18 protein-coding genes are annotated in these 17,238 nt (G+C 72.1%); 8 read left to right on the top strand and 10 right to left on the bottom strand.

Annotated features, from left to right (window positions below; genetic code table 11):
• The first annotated feature begins 58 nt into the window (after positions 1 to 58).
• The gene (locus IE212_RS09380; protein WP_190197265.1) at positions 59 to 1,096 is read left to right on the top strand and encodes a rod shape-determining protein; all 1,038 of its coding nucleotides are present in this window, start codon (positions 59 to 61) and stop codon (positions 1,094 to 1,096) included.
• 8 nt (positions 1,097 to 1,104) lie between these two features.
• On the opposite strand, the gene IE212_RS09375 is transcribed toward IE212_RS09380, so the two are convergent.
• Positions 1,105 to 2,058 (bottom strand): anti-sigma factor RsbA family regulatory protein, encoded by a 954-nt coding sequence (locus tag IE212_RS09375; protein ID WP_190197264.1) that lies wholly within the window; start codon positions 2,056 to 2,058, stop codon positions 1,105 to 1,107.
• A complete protein-coding gene (locus IE212_RS09370; protein WP_229864167.1) occupies positions 2,055 to 2,411 on the bottom strand; it encodes an STAS domain-containing protein in 357 nt (118 codons plus the stop codon). Before IE212_RS09370 ends, IE212_RS09375 begins: the two co-directional genes overlap by 4 nt.
• 186 nt (positions 2,412 to 2,597) lie before the next feature.
• On the opposite strand from IE212_RS09370, the gene IE212_RS09365 reads away from it, so the two are divergent.
• The 7 genes from IE212_RS09365 (at position 2,598) to uppS (ending at position 8,824) form a co-directional block, all read left to right on the top strand.
• On the top strand, positions 2,598 to 3,275 hold the full coding sequence (locus IE212_RS09365; RefSeq protein ID WP_190197262.1) for an ANTAR domain-containing protein: 678 nt from the start codon (positions 2,598 to 2,600) through the stop codon (positions 3,273 to 3,275).
• Positions 3,276 to 3,407: 132 nt separating this feature from the next.
• A complete protein-coding gene (locus IE212_RS09360) occupies positions 3,408 to 4,610 on the top strand; it encodes a hypothetical protein (protein WP_190197261.1) in 1,203 nt (400 codons plus the stop codon).
• Positions 4,611 to 4,612: 2 nt separating this feature from the next.
• The gene (locus IE212_RS09355; RefSeq protein WP_190197260.1) at positions 4,613 to 5,182 is read left to right on the top strand and encodes a hemerythrin domain-containing protein; all 570 of its coding nucleotides are present in this window, start codon (positions 4,613 to 4,615) and stop codon (positions 5,180 to 5,182) included.
• Between the two features lie 240 nt (positions 5,183 to 5,422).
• On the top strand, positions 5,423 to 5,614 hold the full coding sequence (locus IE212_RS09350; RefSeq protein WP_190197259.1) for a hypothetical protein: 192 nt from the start codon (positions 5,423 to 5,425) through the stop codon (positions 5,612 to 5,614).
• A gap of 52 nt (positions 5,615 to 5,666) precedes the next feature.
• Entirely contained in the window at positions 5,667 to 5,909 is a 243-nt protein-coding gene (locus tag IE212_RS09345) for a DUF6411 family protein (RefSeq protein WP_190197258.1), read from the top strand.
• Between the two features lie 39 nt (positions 5,910 to 5,948).
• Positions 5,949 to 6,914 (top strand): YihY/virulence factor BrkB family protein, encoded by a 966-nt coding sequence (locus IE212_RS09340; protein WP_190197257.1) that lies wholly within the window; start codon positions 5,949 to 5,951, stop codon positions 6,912 to 6,914.
• A gap of 113 nt (positions 6,915 to 7,027) precedes the next feature.
• On the top strand, positions 7,028 to 8,824 hold the full coding sequence (gene uppS / locus IE212_RS09335) for a polyprenyl diphosphate synthase (RefSeq protein WP_229864165.1): 1,797 nt from the start codon (positions 7,028 to 7,030) through the stop codon (positions 8,822 to 8,824).
• Positions 8,825 to 8,834: 10 nt separating this feature from the next.
• Here uppS and IE212_RS09330 read toward each other — a convergent pair whose 3' ends face one another.
• Genes IE212_RS09330 through IE212_RS09295 form a run of 8 tightly spaced genes read right to left on the bottom strand, consistent with a single transcriptional unit; the run spans position 8,835 to position 17,233 of the window.
• Positions 8,835 to 9,623, bottom strand: coding sequence for an Rv1363c family protein (locus IE212_RS09330; RefSeq protein WP_190197255.1), 789 nt, complete (start codon positions 9,621 to 9,623; stop codon positions 8,835 to 8,837).
• Between the two features lie 23 nt (positions 9,624 to 9,646).
• Positions 9,647 to 10,174, bottom strand: a complete 528-nt coding sequence (locus tag IE212_RS09325) for an Rv1363c family protein (protein WP_229864163.1) — start codon at positions 10,172 to 10,174, stop codon at positions 9,647 to 9,649.
• The gene (locus IE212_RS09320; protein WP_190197254.1) at positions 10,147 to 11,424 is read right to left on the bottom strand and encodes an MCE family protein; all 1,278 of its coding nucleotides are present in this window, start codon (positions 11,422 to 11,424) and stop codon (positions 10,147 to 10,149) included. Before IE212_RS09320 ends, IE212_RS09325 begins: the two co-directional genes overlap by 28 nt.
• On the bottom strand, positions 11,421 to 12,725 hold the full coding sequence (locus IE212_RS09315; protein ID WP_190197253.1) for an MCE family protein: 1,305 nt from the start codon (positions 12,723 to 12,725) through the stop codon (positions 11,421 to 11,423). Before IE212_RS09315 ends, IE212_RS09320 begins: the two co-directional genes overlap by 4 nt.
• A complete protein-coding gene (locus tag IE212_RS09310; protein ID WP_190197252.1) occupies positions 12,722 to 13,855 on the bottom strand; it encodes an MCE family protein in 1,134 nt (377 codons plus the stop codon). The genes IE212_RS09315 and IE212_RS09310 overlap by 4 nt, the downstream gene beginning before the upstream one ends.
• Positions 13,852 to 14,955 (bottom strand): MCE family protein, encoded by a 1,104-nt coding sequence (locus IE212_RS09305; protein ID WP_373301365.1) that lies wholly within the window; start codon positions 14,953 to 14,955, stop codon positions 13,852 to 13,854. Before IE212_RS09305 ends, IE212_RS09310 begins: the two co-directional genes overlap by 4 nt.
• The gene (locus IE212_RS09300; protein WP_190197251.1) at positions 14,952 to 15,989 is read right to left on the bottom strand and encodes an MCE family protein; all 1,038 of its coding nucleotides are present in this window, start codon (positions 15,987 to 15,989) and stop codon (positions 14,952 to 14,954) included. Before IE212_RS09300 ends, IE212_RS09305 begins: the two co-directional genes overlap by 4 nt.
• Positions 15,986 to 17,233, bottom strand: coding sequence for an MCE family protein (locus IE212_RS09295; RefSeq protein WP_190197250.1), 1,248 nt, complete (start codon positions 17,231 to 17,233; stop codon positions 15,986 to 15,988). The genes IE212_RS09300 and IE212_RS09295 overlap by 4 nt, the downstream gene beginning before the upstream one ends.
• Between the last annotated feature and the right edge of the window lie 5 nt (positions 17,234 to 17,238).

The following is a 17,238-nucleotide window of genomic DNA, read 5'->3' as shown; positions in this document are numbered from 1 at the left end:
TCTGCGAGGCCCGCCACCTGGCGGCCCCCCACGGTCTGTGCTCTCGGGAGGACCTGCCATGACCGCCAGTCTGGAGCAGTTGCGCCGCTGCCACTTCGCCGTCGACCTGGGGGCGGCCCGCACCCGCGTCTACGTCAAGGGCGCCGGGCTCGTCGTGGACCAGCCGTCCGCCGCCGCCGTGAACACCCGCACCGGGGCGCTGATCGCGGTGGGCGAACTCGCGGAGAAGATGACCGGCCGCACCCCCGACTACATCCGGGTGGTACGGCCGGTCACCGGCGGCACCGTCGTCGACATCGAGATGGCGCAGCGTATGCTGCGGCACCTGCTCGGCGACAAGATGCGCCGCAGCCTGCGCCGCAAGCCGATCCTGCGGGCGGCGGCCTGCACCCCGCACGACGCCGACCCGCTGGCCCAGCGCGCCGCGATCGAGACGCTGGTCGGTCTGGGGGCACGGCGCGTGGAACTGGTCGACACGCTGATCGCCGCCGCCGTCGGCTGCGGGCTGCCCGTGGACCAGCCCGAGGCCACCATGATCATGGTGTGCGGGGCGGCGGCCACTCAGGTGGCGGTGCTGTCCCTCGGCTCGATCGTCACCGCCGAGCGCATTCCGGTGGGCGGGGAGGCCGTCGACCACGCGATCGTGCAGCACCTGCGGCACGAGCACGAGCTGATGCTGCCCAGTCAGTCGGTACGGCCGCTGCAGATCGCCCTGTCCGGCAACGGCCTCACCCCGCACGGCCCGGCCTCCACGGAGATCCACGGCCGGGACGTCGCCACCGGACTGGCCCGCTCCGTCCAGGTCGACACCGCCGCCGTACGGGACGCCATCCAGACGCCGCTCACCGCCGTCCTCGACGGTATCGGGCAGGTGCTGCGGGACTGCCCGCCCGACCTGGTGGCCGACCTGGCCGACCGGGGGATCATGATGGTCGGCGGCAGCGCGCTGCTGCCGGGCCTGGATCAGATGCTGCGGCAGGCGACCGGCATGCCGGTGCACATCGCCGAGCGTCCGGACGTGTGTGCCGTGCAGGGCCTCGGCGCGATGCTGGAGGGCCGGATCGAACCGCTGACGCTGGATCCGCTGGGGAGTTGAGCCGCTCCTCAGCGGGCGAACCAGCAGCGTACGGTCGTCCCGTCGGCGCCCGTGTGCACCCGCACCAGGTCGGAGATCAGGTTGACCAGCAGAAGTCCGCGTCCGCCGCGCTGACCGCGGGGTACGGGCCGGCGTCCGGCCAGGAGGTCCACGAGGCGCCCCTGGTCGCGCACCTCGCACACCACGTGGCCGTCCTCGGTCCACACCCGCATCACGCCCGAGCCGCCCCCGTGCACCACGCTGTTGGTGGTGAGTTCGGCCACGGCGAGGGCCAGGTCGTCGAGCTTGACGCCGGTGAGGCCGTGCCGGGAGCCCTCCCCGACGGCCACGTGCCGGGCCTGTGAGAGGGAGTCGGCGTCGAAGGCGAAGGTCAGCGCGTCCGGTACGAGCGGCAGCGGCTCGTTGTAGCGGGCGACGACGTCACCGGGCGCGTACGTGCCGCTGTCCTGCTCCTGCCGGGATCCGGAGCGGATGACGGTGGGGTGGGTGGCGTGCGCGTCGGCGAGGACCTCTTCGGGCAGCCGCTCGACGTCGTACGGGCACAGGATGGTCGCCGCGCGGCCCTGGAAGGACGCGTTGATGAGCGCCTCGTGCTGGGCGCAGGCGGGGTACTCGAGGTCGGAACGCCCGGCCCAGATGGGCTCGCCGATGATCCGCACCCGGCTGCCGGGCGGCTGGGCGTCGGCGAAGGACCGCAGCACGCCGGGGATGATCCGTCCGGGGTTGCGTCCGGCCTCGCGCATGTCGAGGAGCCGCACCGAGGCGGCGGCGTCGCCCAGCGCGTCGCGGATCAGCTCCAGCCTCTCACCGGGCACGGCGACCGCCACCGGCTCGCCGGCCGCCAGGGCGTCGCGCACGAAGGGGACGGTGACGTCGAGGTATTCCCGCTCGTCCCGGTAGAAGAAGGCGGGGTGGACGAAGGGCTCCGGGGGGCCGAAGGGCTCGGACACGGCTGCTGTCATGACGTCGACACCTCGATACCCGCCTGGTCCGGCCAGAGCAGGTCCAGGGTGCGGCGCAGGGCCGACGGCGGCCGCCGCACCACGAAGCGACGCCCGTCCTGGAGCCGCCCGGCGGCGGCCGCGAGCGCACTCGCGCCCGCGACGTCGACGAACGTCACGTCCGACAGCTCCAGGTAGTACACGTCGTCATCCTCGAGAACGGCCTCTTCGAGTACACCTTCCCAGATCGCGCGGGTCGTCAGGGCGATCTCACCCGCCGCCCGGACCCCGCTCCGCCCGGCCAGCGGAAACACCGCCAGGCGCGGCACGGAGCCGCGTGCGGCGGAGGCCGGTACCTGATGCGGAGTGTTCACGCCCCTCTCCCCACGTTCTGGCAACACCGCGCTCATACCCCTCCGGGGGAATCCCATGCCCCAGCTTCGGGTGTAGTAGGCCGCAGGGCGGGCAGGCGCACCTCACACGGACGTCCACGGGGGCGAGTGACGTCGTGCAGTTCGGTGAGAACGGACCCGACCGACGAGGACCGAGAAGGCGGTGACATGACCTCTTCGGCATCACCACATCTCACAGGAGGGCTGAATCCACTGCTCATCAGTGGTCGCGTGTGTGCCGAAAGGGCGGAGCTGACCCCGCGTGGTGAGCTCGTCAACGGCTGCACCGAAGCCTTGGCCAGAACTTTGGCCGAGCTGCCGCACACCATCACGCGGGTCGACCTGGACATGGGGGACGTGCACTTCATGGACACCGCGGGTCTGCAGTTCCTGGACGTTCTGACCGACTTCGGCCGGCAGCGTTCGCTGACGATCACGACCACCAACTGGAACGGCCAGCCGCTCCGGATCCTGGAACTGGCGGGCCTGGACACCTCGGACCCGCTGCGTTCCGCGACGCACCAGGGCGCCCCGGCCCTGGGCTCCTCCGTGGTCTCCCTGGAACGCGCGGAGCGTCTGCACGTCCTGCAGGAGGAGGTCGAGCAGCTCCGCCAGGCGATCGCCTCCCGCCCGGTCATCGACCAGGCCCGGGGCATCCTCATGGCCATCCACGGCTGCACCTCCGACGAGGCCTGGCACATCCTCCGCGAGACGTCACAGCTCTCCAACACCAAGCTCCGGGACGTGGCCGCCGCGGTGACGGCCAGCGCGGAGACGAACGGCCCGCCCCCGCCACCGGAACTCCGCACCGCCCTGCAGAGGGCCATCGCCCGCCGCCAGGGCTGAATCCCGGCCCGGCGGGATCCTGGGCCGGGGCGGAGGGAGGTGTCGTCCCGAGCGCATGGGCCCGGCCGTTTTCGTCCCTGGCCCCCGGGTACTCGGCGGCGGCCCGCTCCGGTCTGCCGAGGAGTACCCCCCATGGGTTTCAACCCTCTTGAGCACCAAGGCATCCCTCTCGACCGTCAGCTCCGCAGCTGGCGGGAACTGGACGTCGAGCCGGTCGATCCCGACCGCAGTGACCCTTACACCCGCTGCCGCGTCATCACGATGAACGGCATCGAGGTCGAGGCGATCCTCTTCAGCCACCAGTTCGCCCGCCGCTGCCCCGACCCGGAGGTCAAACGGCAGCTCGCCGAGGTCCGCTACGTCGAGCACCAGCAGCAGAAGGCCGTCAACTGGCTGCTGCCGGGTCTCGCCTCCGTCCTGGAGACGACCATCGCCTACGAGCAGGTCGCCGTCGACCTCACCGGCTGGGTCGCCCGCCACGAGCCCGACCCGTACCTGAAGCAGGCGTACGAGTTCGGCGTCCTGGAGGACTTCGACCACCTGTACCGGTACGCCAACCTCTACGAGATGATCGAGCACCGCAAGGCGGAGTCGATCGTCGACGGCCTCACCGAGGTGATGCCGGGGCGGCCCACGAAGTTCCACCACCGCCACCCGCACGACAACGTGCGCGAGCCGTACGACCGGTCGACCACGAACCCGCTGTCCAAGCTGCACGCCCTGACCATCATGTCGGCGGAGCAGCAGACCATGAACTTCTACATGAACGTCGGCCCCCAGTACATGGAGCCCATCGCGCGGCAGCTCTACCAGGAGATCGGCCTGATCGAGGAGGAGCACGTCACCCACTACGAGTCCCTGGTCGACCCGGGTGAGACGTGGTGGGAGCAGCTCGTCAACCACGAGTACAACGAGTGCTACCTCTACCACTCCTTCATGGAGCAGGAGAGCGACCCGAAGGTGAAGGCCGTCTGGGAGCTGCACCTGAACATGGAGCTCGAGCACCTGCGGATCGCCTGCGACCTGATGCGCCGTCATGACGGCCGGGAGCCTGAGGAGATCCTCGCCCCGGAGCTGCCGAACGTGCTCACGTTCGAGCAGAACAAGGCGTTCGTACGTGACCTGCTGGACACCCAGATGGACCTGACCACGCTGGGCACCGGCTACGTCCGGGACGCGCACGAGCGGTTCGAGGAGATGCAGGAGCGGATCCACGGCGGCGAGGAGCCGCCCAGCGAGCGCGTGCTGGCCCAGCACCACGAGATGTTCGGCCGTGAGTACCGCATGGAGACCGAGGGGGAGCACCCGGACCCCGCTCTGAGGGAGAGGGGCTGACCGTGGCCGAGATCGCCGCGAGCGACGCCGACGTCGTGGCCCTGCTGACGCGTCAGCACGGCGACATCCGGAACCTGTTCGACGAGGTGGAGCGGACCAGCGGGGACGAGCGGCGTGACGCGTTCCGCCGGCTGGTCCGGCTGCTGGCCGTGCACGAGACGGCCGAGGAGGAGGTCGTCCGTCCCTTCACCCGGTCGAACGTGCCGGGCGGTGAGCAGGTGGTGGAGGACCGTCTGGACGAGGAGCGGGAGGCGAAGGAGGTCCTGTCCCGGCTGGACGGCATGGACACCGACGACCCGAAGTTCCTGACGGAGCTCCTCGCCCTGCGGCTGGACGTGATGGCCCATGCCCGGGCCGAGGAGCGCTACGAGTTCATCCGCATCCGCCGGCACGCGGACAAGGACCGTCTCGCGTCCATGGCCTCGGCTCTGAAGGCCGCCGAGGCCATGGCCCCGACCCACCCGCACCCGGGCACGGAGTCCGCGGCGAAGAACATCGCCCTCGGCCCGCTCGCGGCCGTGGTCGACCGCACCCGCGACGCCGTCCGCAAGGCCTTGGGCAAGGACGGGTGAGCGACGGCCGTCGACTGACCCGTGGGGCACCGCCGGGAGAGGCCCGCCCGGCGGTGCCCCCCGGCCGGCCCGCACCCCGGCTCGCGGTTCAGGTACTGCGGCGGTGACGCGGTGGTGATCGCCCTGGCCGTGCTGCCGGCGTCCCGGAGGTATCGCGCGCGGGGCCGGTGCCCGCGCGCCCACCGGGGTACACGGCAGCCGACAGCGGCTTGGCCGGCTGCGGTTCAAGGAGGCAACGTGATGAGCGACCAGACCCCGTCGCAGGCCGAAGGCGACCGCGACGACGAGCAGGACCCGACGCCCCGGCCCACCCCTTCCCAGGCGGAGGGCGACCGCGACGACGAGAGCGCGCCGGGCGACGGCGGCGAGGACGAAGACGGCCGCGACGGCCGAGGCGGCACGGCGGGCACCGGCGACGGGGAAGCCACATAGAGGCGCCGTGGCGGGGCACTTGTCCACTCCCACCGGTCAAAGGAGGTAGTTCGTGATCGTCGCCGTCGTCATCGCCGGATGTGTGGTCCTGGCCGTGCTGGCCTTCCTCGTTCCCCGCCTGTCCCGCCACCCCGAGCGCGGCACACAGCGTTCGCTCGGGGCCGGCGCGCGCGCCGGCGGCAAGGCACCCGGCATACTGGGCAGGCTGCTCAGCAAGCCCTTCCACACCAGTTCCCGCGCCGTGGGCCGCAGCGGCTCGGCCGGCCGTCGCACCCGGGGCCGTATGCCGTTCTGACGCCTGACGCCTGACGCCTGACGGGAGGAGACCTTCTCGATGGGCACCGCCGTGCACGTCCCGCAGACGCGGGACATGATCGGGGAGGAACTCTCCGGGGACGAGGCGTTCACCGCGCTGCGGCGCTACGGAGGCCGCCGGCTGTTCCTCGACGCGTTCACCCGGTTCCGCTACGCCGACGGCTTCAGCAGTTCCCGCTCCCTGGCCTTCCAGGTGGTCCTGGGCATGGTGCCGTTCACCATCGCGCTGGTCGGCGTGGCCACCACGGTGCACACCGAGAGCGTGGGCCGGATCATCGAGCTGACCCTGGGCCGGATCGTGCCCGGTGCCAGCGCGAGCCTGGTCGAGGACGCCCTGGACAGCACCGCCCGCAGCGCGGGCTCCAGCGTCTGGGGCGCCGTCGCCATGTGGCTGGGCCTGGCCTTCGCCCTGGTCAACCTGGCCTCGGCGATGGCCCAGGTGGAGCGCGGCGCCAACCGCATCTACGGCATCGAACGCGACCGGCCCTTCCTCGCCAAGTACGGGCGGTCCCTGCTCCTCGCCCTCGCCGCGGGCATGCCGATGGTGCTGGGGTTCCTGGTGCTGGTGGCGGGCGACGCCGTCGGAAGTGCGGTGGTGCGGGCCCTCGGCTGGTCCGGCACCTGGCTCGACTGGTGGGGTTCCCTCGACGTGCCGCTGGGTGTGGCGCTCGCCTGGATCGCCTCGGCGGTGATCTTCCGCTGGTCTCCCCGCCGGGACCAACCGGGCTACACCTGGCTGGCGTTCGGCTCCGCGGTCCATCTGGTGCTGTGGATCGCGGCCACCTGGCTGCTGACGCTCTACGTCGAGCGGAGCGGCTCCTTCGGCGCCGTGTACGGGCCGCTGACGGCCTTCGTCGCCCTGTTGCTGTGGGCCAACCTGACCGGTGTGGCACTGTTCCTCGGCATCGCGTTCGCCGCTCAGCTCGAGGCGGCCCGGGCCGGCATCACCGAGGCCGTGCGGCCGGACCCGGGGCCGGGACCGTGACGTAGCCGGCCTACGGCAGCGGCAGAAGCGGGCCGAAGCGGTGCAGGCCGGATCGCCCACGCCTACCGGGCCCCTGTGATCAACACGCCCAACCAGGACGTATGGTCCTAGTTGTGAGCGATGCGCCTCCCGCGACCACAGCAGCGGCAGACCGACCGGCTACGACCGGCCCGTCGGTGACCGGCGACGATCCGTCCCTGCGGGCGGCGTACCGGCTGTGCCGGCGCCTGACCAGGGAACAGGACCCGGCGGAGTACGCGCTGATCCAGCTGGTGCCCGCGCCGCTGCGCCCGGCGCTCCACGCCCTGTGGGCGGCCGCCAACGCCCTCGACGACCTGGGCGACGACCGTACGGTCCCCGCCGCCGAGCGGGCCGCCCGGGTGGAGGCCTGGATCGCCGCCCTGCACCGCGAACTGGCCACCGGAGCCGGCCCGGACCCGGTCCGCCACGCCCTGGTGGACACCGCGAACCGCTGGCGCCTGGACCTGTCCGAACTGCGCGACGCCATGATCCAGGTCAGGGACGACACCCGCGGCAGGCGCTTCGACGACTGGGCCGCGTGGCGTGCCTGGGGCCGGGAAAACCTGCTGCCCTGGTTCGGCCAGGTCCGCGCCGTCTTCGACCGGGCCGGCGTCCCCGTGGCCCTGCGCCTGGACACCCGGGAGAGCTACGAGGAGTTCCTGGACGGCGTCCGGCTCACCGACATCCTCACCGACCTGTCCGCCGACCTGGCCCAGGGCGACCTCCTCCTGCCCGACGAGGCCCTCGGCCGGTATCCCGGTTCCGCGGCCGATCTGGCGGAGCGCCGCTGGAGCCCCGCCGTGGCCGGCCTGATCACCCACCTGACCGGCCTCGCCCGCCAGTGGGTGACCCAGGACGGCCTCACCCGTGGCATGCACCCCGGTCCCGCCACCGTCCTGCACACCATGGCCGCCCTGCTGCACGCCCAGCTCGACGCCGTCGACTCCGCCGGTCCTGACCTCCTGCGCGCCCAGCCCCGCCCCTCGCTCCTCACCCGCGCCCGCATCCTCGCCCCGGCCCGGGCCCGCGCCGCCCTGGCCTGGTCCCTGACCCCCCTGACGGTCCCGCCGTCCCGGCAAGCCGGCCCGCACGAGCCGCCCGCGCCCGCCCAGCCGTCGCCCGCCGCGGCCTTCCGGCCCCCGCCGCCCCACCCCAGCGGGGAGCGGCCACCGCGGATCCCGTCCGGCGACCTGCCCGCCCACGTCGCCGTGATCATGGACGGCAACGGCCGCTGGGCCCAGCGGCGCGGCCTGCCACGGCACGAGGGCCACCGCGCCGGCTCCGGCGCCGTCCGCGAGATGGTCCACGGGGCCCTGGAGATCGGCCTGCGCCACCTGACCCTCTACACCTTCTCCACCGAGAACTGGAAGCGCGGCGCCGAAGAGGTCGACGCGATCCTCGACCTGCTGCGCCGCGAGCTCGCCGACGACCCCTTCGGCGACATGGACGTGCGTCTGCGCTGGCACGGCCGCACCGGCCGTCTGCCCGCCGACCTGGCCGATCTCCTCCACCTGCGGGAACGCACCACCCGCACGCGCACCGGCCTGACGCTGACGATGTGCATCGACTACGGCGGCCGGGACGAGCTCACCCGCACCGCCGCCGCCCTGGCCCGCCGGGTCCGGGCCGGTCACCTCGACCCCGACCTGATCACCGAGGAGGACTTCGCCCGGCATCTGCCCCTCGCCGACCTGCCGGACGTCGACCTGCTCTGGCGCACCGGCAGCGAACAGCGCACCTCCAACTTCCTCCCCTGGCACACGGCCTACGCCGAACTGCACTTCACCCCCGACCTGTGGCCCGACACCGACCGCCGGCACCTCTGGCAGGCCGTCACCGCCTACACCCACCGCCAGCGCCGCCACGGCACCGCCCCGGCCACGCCCTGAGCCGACAGCTCTAGAGCGCGTCCACGGCGCTCACCTTCCAGCCCTCGGAGGTGCGGGTGAGCGTCATCCGCACCCGGTTCAGGTCCACGCGGGACCCCGTGACCTGGGTGCTCGTGGTGACCTGGTTGACGAACAGCAGCACCACGGCCTTGTCCGGCCCGGCCGACACGACGGACTCCGCGGGCCGGTCACCGCTCGCGGGTGCGGCCACCGTCGCCTTCACCACACCGTGGTACTTCCTGGCGGTCGGTCCGACGACCTTGGCCGTCGTCCTGCCGTACTCGTCACGGAAGGCGCCGGTCAGATGGGTGCGGGCCCGGGCGAAGTCCCGGTCGAGGCGCCGGTAGTCGTACGACAGGACGACGGGCGCCGCCTCCCGCGCGGCCGTGAGCGCCTCGCCCCGCGCCTGTTCCGCGCGCCGCCCCTCGCGGTACTGCCAGCCGAGCACCGCGACGGCGGCCAGGCCTGCCGCGAGGAGGACGCAGAGCGCCACGGTGAGCGGCCGTCGCCAGAACCGCCGTACGGACGCGCTCTCCTCCCGGACCTCCCCGGCCTCGGGCGCCTGTTCCGGCTCCGGCTTGGGCTCCGGCTCCGGCTTGGGCTCCGGCGGGTCGTCCCACCCGCCCGGAGCGTCGATCACCAGCGTGCGCCCGGAGGACGGCTCCTCGGCACGCGGGGGCGCCCCGTCCCCGGGGTGCTCTCCGCGCCGGGTGCGCTTGGCCGCCGCGCGGGCGGCCGCGGTCATGGTGCGGCGGGCGGGCGAGCCGGCGCCGCGGCCTCGCGTGTTCGTGTTCGCCACGGTCTCTCTCCTCACCTCGGGTGTCAGCCCACGAACTCGACGTCGGACGTCAGCCAGTGGCCGTTCCTGAGCACGAGGTCGAGCTGGAGCCGGTAGGTGCGCGGCTCTCCGCCCGGTACGGCCGTGTTGGTCACCTTGCTGTCGGCGACGACCAGGACCCGGGCGGACCGGTCGTCGGACCGCACGATGCCCGCTTCGAGGACCTGCCCCTGGGACACGGACTTGTTCTGTGCGACGAGTCGGGTCAACTGCTCGGTCTGCGCGGCGAACTGCTTCTTGAAGTCGCCGGTGGCGCTCTTGAGCACGTTCTGGCTGTCCCGGCCGTAGTGGCGGTAGTCGAGCGAGGTGAAGTTCAGCGCCGACTGACGGGCCGCCGCCAGGATGTCCTGCCGCCGCTGCTCCGCCGAGCGCTGCCCGGCCAGCCCCACGGCCAGCCAGACCGACAGCACGGTCGTCAGCACGGTCGCGACGACGAGTCCGGCGGACAGCGCCCCGCGGCGCACCCGCTCCCCACCGCCGAGGTTCATGCCATCGGTCCGACGAGTAGCCATTGCCACGACTCCTTTCCGAAGACGGTCTGTTCGCCGCCCGTCGAGCCGATCTCGACGGGTGTCCCGTCCGGGCCGGTGGCGGTGCCACTGTCCGGGTCGTACGGGGTGACGTGAGCGGCCCCTTCGGCGCCGTACGCACCCGTCGGCGCGCCGGGGGCGTTCTGCGCGCCGCGCACCGAGGTGTCGCTGCCGCGCGGCGCCGCGCAGTGCGCGCCGGTGTTCGCCGGGCGCGTGCTGGTGTCGGCGGGGTCGCGCCGCCGCGTCCCGCCGTACCCCTGGGTGCACGGCGGCGGGTCGTCTGCGCCCAGGACGAGGCCGAAGTGGGTGGTGCCGTCGCCCGGGATCACCGTGTAGCTGCCGGCGACGACGACCGGGAAGGTGACCAGGGCCTGTTCGACTCCGGGCAGCCGAGCCACGGTGACCTGGCCGCCGCTGATGAGGTTGGCCAGCAGCACGGGCAGATCGGGCCGGGTGGACTTCAGCAGGGAGTCGATCTCCTGCCCGGCGGGCGTCGCGTTGCCGATCAGCCGGCGCAGGTCGCCGTCGCTCGACTTCAGCTCCCCCGAGAACGCCGCCAGATCGCGGGAGAAGGATCTGATGGCCGAACCCTGGTCGGACTGTGTCTTGAGGACCGTTCGCGAGTCCTCGATCAGCGAGACCGTCTCCGGCAGCGTGTCGGACGCCGCCTCGACGAGTTCGTTGCCGGAGTCCACCAGCCGGCTCAGCCGTGGCCCGGTGCCGGAGAAGGCCTTGCCCAGTTCGTCGACGGTGGTCCGCAGATCGTCCTTGCCGACCGAGTTGACCAGACGGTCGAGGCTGACGACGAGGTCGGTGGTGGGCAGCGGCACCCGGGTGCGCTCGCGCGGTATCGGGCTGCCGTCGAGCAGGTACGGGCCGCCGCCGCGGCGGGGCTGCAGATCGACGTACTGCTCGCCCACCGCCGAGCGGTTGGCGACGACCGCCAGGGTGTCGGCCGGGATACGGGGGGCGTCGTCCTCGATCTCCAGGGCCACCGACACCCCCGAGCCGGCCAGCCGCAGCTCACCCACCCGGCCCACCGGCACGCCCCGGTAGGTGACCTCGGCGCCGGAGAAGATGCCCCCGGACGCCGCGAAGTCGGCCCGCACCGTGTAGCCGCGGTCCAGGACGTCGTCCACCAGGCCCGTGTACTCGGCGCCGACGTACGACACGCCGACGCCGGTAAGGACGGCAAAGGCGAGCAGCTGAGCCTTGACCGTACGTGTGATCACGGCTGTATTCCCTTCAGCATGAGCTCGGCGAGCGCGAGGTCGATCCCGGCCGGGAGGCGGCCGGAGTCCCCTCGGGGGCCGTAGCCGGCGGTGCACACCGGCGGGCACAGCGGATCCCCGCCGTCCGAGGGCGCCGAGGGCTCGGCCGGAGTCCGCGGAACCTTGGGCAGCCCGCTCGGTGCCGGGACACCGGGCACCTCCGGGAGGTCCGGCACCTTCGGCGGGTCCGGCAGATCCGGCAGGTCCGGGGTGCCGGGGCCGTCGTCCCCCTCACCGGATCCGCCGGACCCGCCGGGCTTGTCCTCGACGTTGCCGTAGATGCCCGCCAGGTCGAGGTCGGCGGTGACCGAGAGGTTGACGTAGTCGCCCCTGACCGCGTCGACCACGTTGCGCGGGAACGGATAGGTGGTGAGCAGTTCGAGGGCGTTGGGCAGGTCGTCGCCCGCTTTGACGAGCTGCTGCAGGATCGGCCTTAGCTGCTTGAGATCGGCGACGGCGTCGTCGCGCGATGCGTTCACGACCCGGGTGCCGGTCCTGCTCAGTTCCGACAGGGCGGTGAGCATCCGCGTCAGGTCGCGGCGCTGGTCGGCGAGGACCTTCAGCGCGGGTGGCAGCGTGTCCACGGCCTCGGCGATCGTCTCCCGCTCCGTCCGCAGGCGCTTGGCCAGCCGGTCGATGCCCTTGAGCGCGCGGACGATCTCCGCGCGCTGCCCGTCGAGGCCGCCGAGGAAGGTGTCGAGTTCCGTGAGCAGGGACCTGACCCGGTTCTCGCGGCCCTCCAGGGCCTTGTTGAGCTCGACGGTGATCGTCTTCAGCTGGGCGACACCGCCGCCGTTGAGCAGCGCCGACAGGGCGGACAGCACCTCCTCGATCTCCGGGTTGCGGCCGCTGCGGGACAGCGGCACGTGGTCGCCGTCGCGAAGCCGTCCGACGGGCGCGGTACCGGCCGGCGGGGACAGTGCCACGTACTTCTCGCCGAGCATGCTGGTCTGCCTCAGATCGGCGACCGCGTTGGCGGGCAGCTTCACCGAGTCTGCGACGCGCAGCCGCACCCGGGCGTGCCAGCCGTTCAGCTCCACTTTCTCGACCGCGCCCACGGTGACGTCGTTGACCTTGACCGCCGACTGGGGCACCAGGTCGAGGACGTCCTTGAACTCGACCGTGACGTGGTAGGCGCGGTCGTCCGCCGCCGCTCCTCCGGGCAGCGGGAGGTCGTACCAGCCGTTGAACTCGCAGCCCGTCAGCAGCAGCGAACCGGCAGCGGCCCACGCGGCCACGCCTGTCGTGCGGGAGACGCTCATGCCCGTGCCTCCAGGATTCCGCCGAGCGTGCGGTCGACCGTGCCCGTCGTGACGGGGGCCTTCGGTACCTCGGGCAGGGAGTCGAAGAGCTTCTTCAGCTCCGCGCACTCCGGGTTCTCGCCGCCCTCGTCGCCGGTCGTCCTCAGCAGGGAGCACAGGACGGACGCCGGGTCCTGCGGCCCCTGGGCGTTGTTGCGGGTGTCGAGCGTGCCGGCGGAGGCGTTGTAGGCGTTCTGCAGGTTCGACAGGCCCGTGGGGGCGACCGCCAGCAGTTCCTCCAGCGCGGCGCGCTGGGTGACCAGGACCTTGGTGACCTTGCTGAGGCCCCGCACGTTGGAGGTCAGTGACGTCTTGTTCTCCTTCACGAACTGCGACACGTCGCCGAGCGCGGCGCCCAGGTGCTTCAGTGCCTCCGCGAGGTCCTTGCGCTCCGCGGCGAGCTGCTCCGCCACGTCGGTGAGGCTGCGGTTGAACGACCGGACGCTCCGGTCGTCGGCCGCCAGCGCGGCGGTGAACACCTGGAGGTTCTGTACGGTGCCGAACAGGTCACCCCGCCCGTCGGACAGGGTGGTGACGGCCTGCGAGAGATCCTCGACGGTCTGGTTGATGTTCTCGCCCTGGCCTTCGAGGTTGTCCGCGCTCACGCCCAGCAGCCGCGACAGGGATCCGTCCCTGTTGGCGCCCTTCGGCCCGAGCGCCTCGGAGGTGGTGTGCAGGCTGTCGAAGATGCGGTCCAACTCGACGGGGACGGCGGTGCGCGACTCGGGGATGACGTCGCCGTCCCGCAGCACCGGGCCCTTCCGGTACACCGGCAGCAGCTGCACGTAACGGTCGCTGACCACCGAGGAGTTGATGATGGCGGCCTGCGCGTCCGCGGGCAGCTTGCGGCCCTCCTCGTACTCCAGCTCGACGCGCACCCGGCCGCCCTCCGGCGTGATCCGCTTGACCTCGCCGATGCGGATGCCGAGGACGCGGACGTCCGAGCCGGGGTAGACACCGACGGTGCGCGGGAAGTACGCGGTGACCCGGACGGTGCCGGGGCGCGGCCAGAGCATGACGGCGAGCGCGGCGAGGACCGCGAGCGCGGTGAGCAGCACCAGGGTGCGCCGGACGGGTGAGCGCCGGGTCATCGTGAGCCTCCCGTACGTGGCACCACCGGGGCGGCGACCAGGTTCTGGACGTAGGAGTCGAACCAGCGGCCGTTGCCGAGGGTGTTGCTGAAGACCCGGACGTAGGGCGCGATCAGCTTGACGCTGCGTTCCAGGCTCGCCTGGTTGCGTTCGAGCATCCTGACGAACGTGTTGAGGTTTCTCAGCGCGGGCCCGATCTCCTTCCGGTTGTCCTCGACCAGGCCGGAGAGCTCGATGCCCAGCAGGGCGGAGCTCTTGAGCAGCTTGTGGATCGCGGCACGCCGCCTGCTGATCTCCTTGAACAGCTTGTCGCCGTCCTTCACCAGCGCGGAGAAGTCCTCGGAGCGCGCGGCCAGCACCTTCGTGACCCCGTTCGCGTGGGCGAGGAGCTCGCGCAGCGCCTCGTCGCGGGAGGCCACCGTCCGGGAGATCCGGGACAGTCCCCTGATGGAGGCCCGGACCTCGGCGGGTGAGTCCTGGAAGGTGGTGGAGATCGTGTCGAGCGCCTTCGCGAGCTGCTCGGTGTCGACTTCCTCCGTCGTGGTCGTCAGGTCGCTGAACGCCCGTACGACGTCGTAGGCGGACACCGTCCGCCGCAGCGGGATCTCGCTGCCCGGCCGCAGCCGGCCCGGTCCCTTCGGGTGCAGCGCCAGGTACTTCGCGCCGAGGATCGTCTTGACCCGGATGGACGCGCCGGTGCCGGTGCCGAACTCCGGGTCGTCCTTGACCTTGAAGGTCACCTTGACGTGGTCGCCGTCCAGATCGACGTTCTCGACCTTGCCGACCTTGACCCCGGCGATCCGCACCTCGTCGCCGGGTTTGAGGCCGCCCGCCTCCGAGAAGGCGGCGCTGTACGTCTCGCCGCCGCCGATCACCGGCAGGCTGTCGGCGTTGAACGCGGCCACGGTCAGCAGCGCGAGGGTGGTGAGCCCGGCCACGCCGACGACCACGGGGTTGCGGTCCCGGAAGGGCTTCAGCCGCGGGCGGCCCGCCTTCCGGGACAGCCTGATCCTCGGCAGCTTCGGTGGCAGGACGCGCACCTTCACCAGGGGCTCGGGGCGGCGGCGCCGCGTCCGGCGCGGCGCGATGCGGATCCTCATGCGCCGCACCTCGCCCGCGCCACCTGGAACTGGGGGGTGAGCGCCCGCTTGGTCTTCGGCAGCACGATCCGTCCGTCGAAGTCACAGAGGTAGAAGTTGAACCACGAGCCGTAGGACGCCGTCCCGGTCAGCTCGGTGAGCTTGTTCGGCAGCCGCTTCAGCACGCCCTCCACGGTCTTCTCGTTCTTGTTCAGCGTTCCCGTCAGTTCGCCCAGCCCGGCGATGTCGTCCTTCAGTGGCGGCCGGGCGTCGTGCAGGAGCCCTGACGTGGCCTCGGTGAGGTCGCCGATGCTCACCAGGGACTCCCCGATGGGTTTCCGGTCGGCGGACAGTCCGGAGATCACCCGCCGCAGCTGCTTGAGCAGTTCGGAGAAGCGGGCACCGCGCCGGTCGAGGGTCTTCAGGACGGAGTTGAGGTTGTCGATCACGGAACCGATCAGCTCGTCGCGGTCGGCGAGCGTCGTGGTGAGCGACGCCGTGTGCGCGAGCAGGCTGTTCACCGTGCCGCCCTCGCCCTGCAGGGTCTTGATGATCTCGGTGGCGAGCTGGTTGACGTCGTCCGGGCTGAGCGCGGCGAACAGCGGTTTGAAGCCGTTCAGCAGCGCGTTGAGGTCCAGCGCGGGCTGCGTCCGGGACAGCGGGATGGTGCCGCCGGGCCGCAGCCGGGTGCTGCCGCCGACGCCCTCGGTGAGCGCGATGTACCGCTGCCCGACCAGGTTGCGGTAGCGGACGACCGCGCCGGTGCTGGTGAACAGGGGGCGGTCCGCGGTGACCGTGAAGGTGACCTCGGCCAGCGTCCGGTCCTTGATCCGGATGCCCTCGACCTCGCCGACCCGTACCCCCGCCACGCGGATGTCGTCGCCCTTCTCCAGGCCGGTCACATCGCTGAACACCGCCCGGTAGGTGTCCTTCGGGGTGAGGGAGACGTTGACGATGGTGGCGGCGAGCAGGGCCGTCGCCGCGATCGTGACCAGCGCGAAGAGGCCGAACTTGGCCAGTGGGGCGGCCGCTTGACGGGCTCCCTGGGTCCTCATGCGACGCTCACCGCCGTTCCCCGGGCCATCGGACCGAACAGCAGCGTCGTGACGGGCGGCACCTCGTCCGCCGGTACGCCGAGGACGGGGGCCACGAGCGAGCCCACGGCCCGCTGCTCGGCCTCGGTGGCGGACACCTTGACACCTCCGGGCAGGGCGCCGCCCGGGCCACCGGGCGACGTACCGTCGTTGAGCTTCGTGTGCGGTGCGGGCACCTGGGGGCGGGGCAGGCCCCGGCAGTTCGGCCCGGACCGCTCGGCGTACCGCGGTTCCTCGCCGGGCCGGTAGCCGGCCTGCGGGCGTACGACCTCGAGGGTGATCCGCATCCGGCCGCCCCGGAAGGCCTCCTGGGAGGCCTTGTCCTGCCGGACCAGGCCTTCGAGGAGGCAGGGGTACTCGGGTGAGTAGCGGGCGAACAGCTCCAGGGTGGGCCGGGAGACCCGGCCCAGCGTGATCAGCCGGTCGCCGTTCACGTCGAGGAAGTCCTCCCCGGTGCGCGCCGCGGTCGCCGTGGTGCGCAGCGCGGCGGCCAGCCGGTCCTTCTCGTCGACGATGGTGCGGCTGGTGGTGACCGTGTTCCGCAGGATGCGCATCAGGTCGGGGGCCGCGTCCCCGTACACCTCCGCCACATCGGCGAAGCGCGAGATGTCCTTCTTCAGGGACGGCAGATGCGGGTTGAGGCGGCGCAGATAGCTGTCGACGCGGGTGAGGTTGTCGCCGATCCGGTCACCGCGGCCCTCCAGCGCGGTCGCGAACGCGGAGAGGGTGGCGTTCAGTTGGGCCGGCTCGACCGTGCGCAGCAGCGGCAGCAGGTCGTTCAGCAGCCGCTGGAGTTCCATGCCGGCCTTCGTGCGGTCCTGGGTGATGACGTCCCCGTCCCGGATGGGCCGGGCCGCGGAACCGCGCGGCGGCACGAGGTCGACGTACTTCTCGCCGAACAGCGTCTTGGGCAGCAGCCGGGCGTGCACGTCCGACGGGATGGAGGCGACGTGCTCCGGTTTGAGGGCGATGTCCAGGGTCGCCTTCTCGCCGTCGGCGCGCACCGAGCGCACCTCCCCGACCAGCAGCCCGCGGAGTTTGACGTCGGCGCGCGGATCCAGCTGGTTGCCGAGGCTGCCGGCCTGCAGGGTGATGCGCACCACCGAGGTGAACGCCTGCTGGTAGACGGCCACGGCGAGCGACAGCAGCAGCGCGAGGACCACCAGGAAGGCGATGCCGTACAGCCTGAGTCTCAGTACTCTCATCGGTC

Origin of the sequence: Streptomyces djakartensis (genome assembly GCF_014651075.1) — a bacterium.
Taxonomy (GTDB): domain Bacteria; phylum Actinomycetota; class Actinomycetes; order Streptomycetales; family Streptomycetaceae; genus Streptomyces; species Streptomyces djakartensis.
Note: the sequence above shows the minus strand (reverse complement) of the source record. Positions and strands in the feature narration are given on the sequence as shown.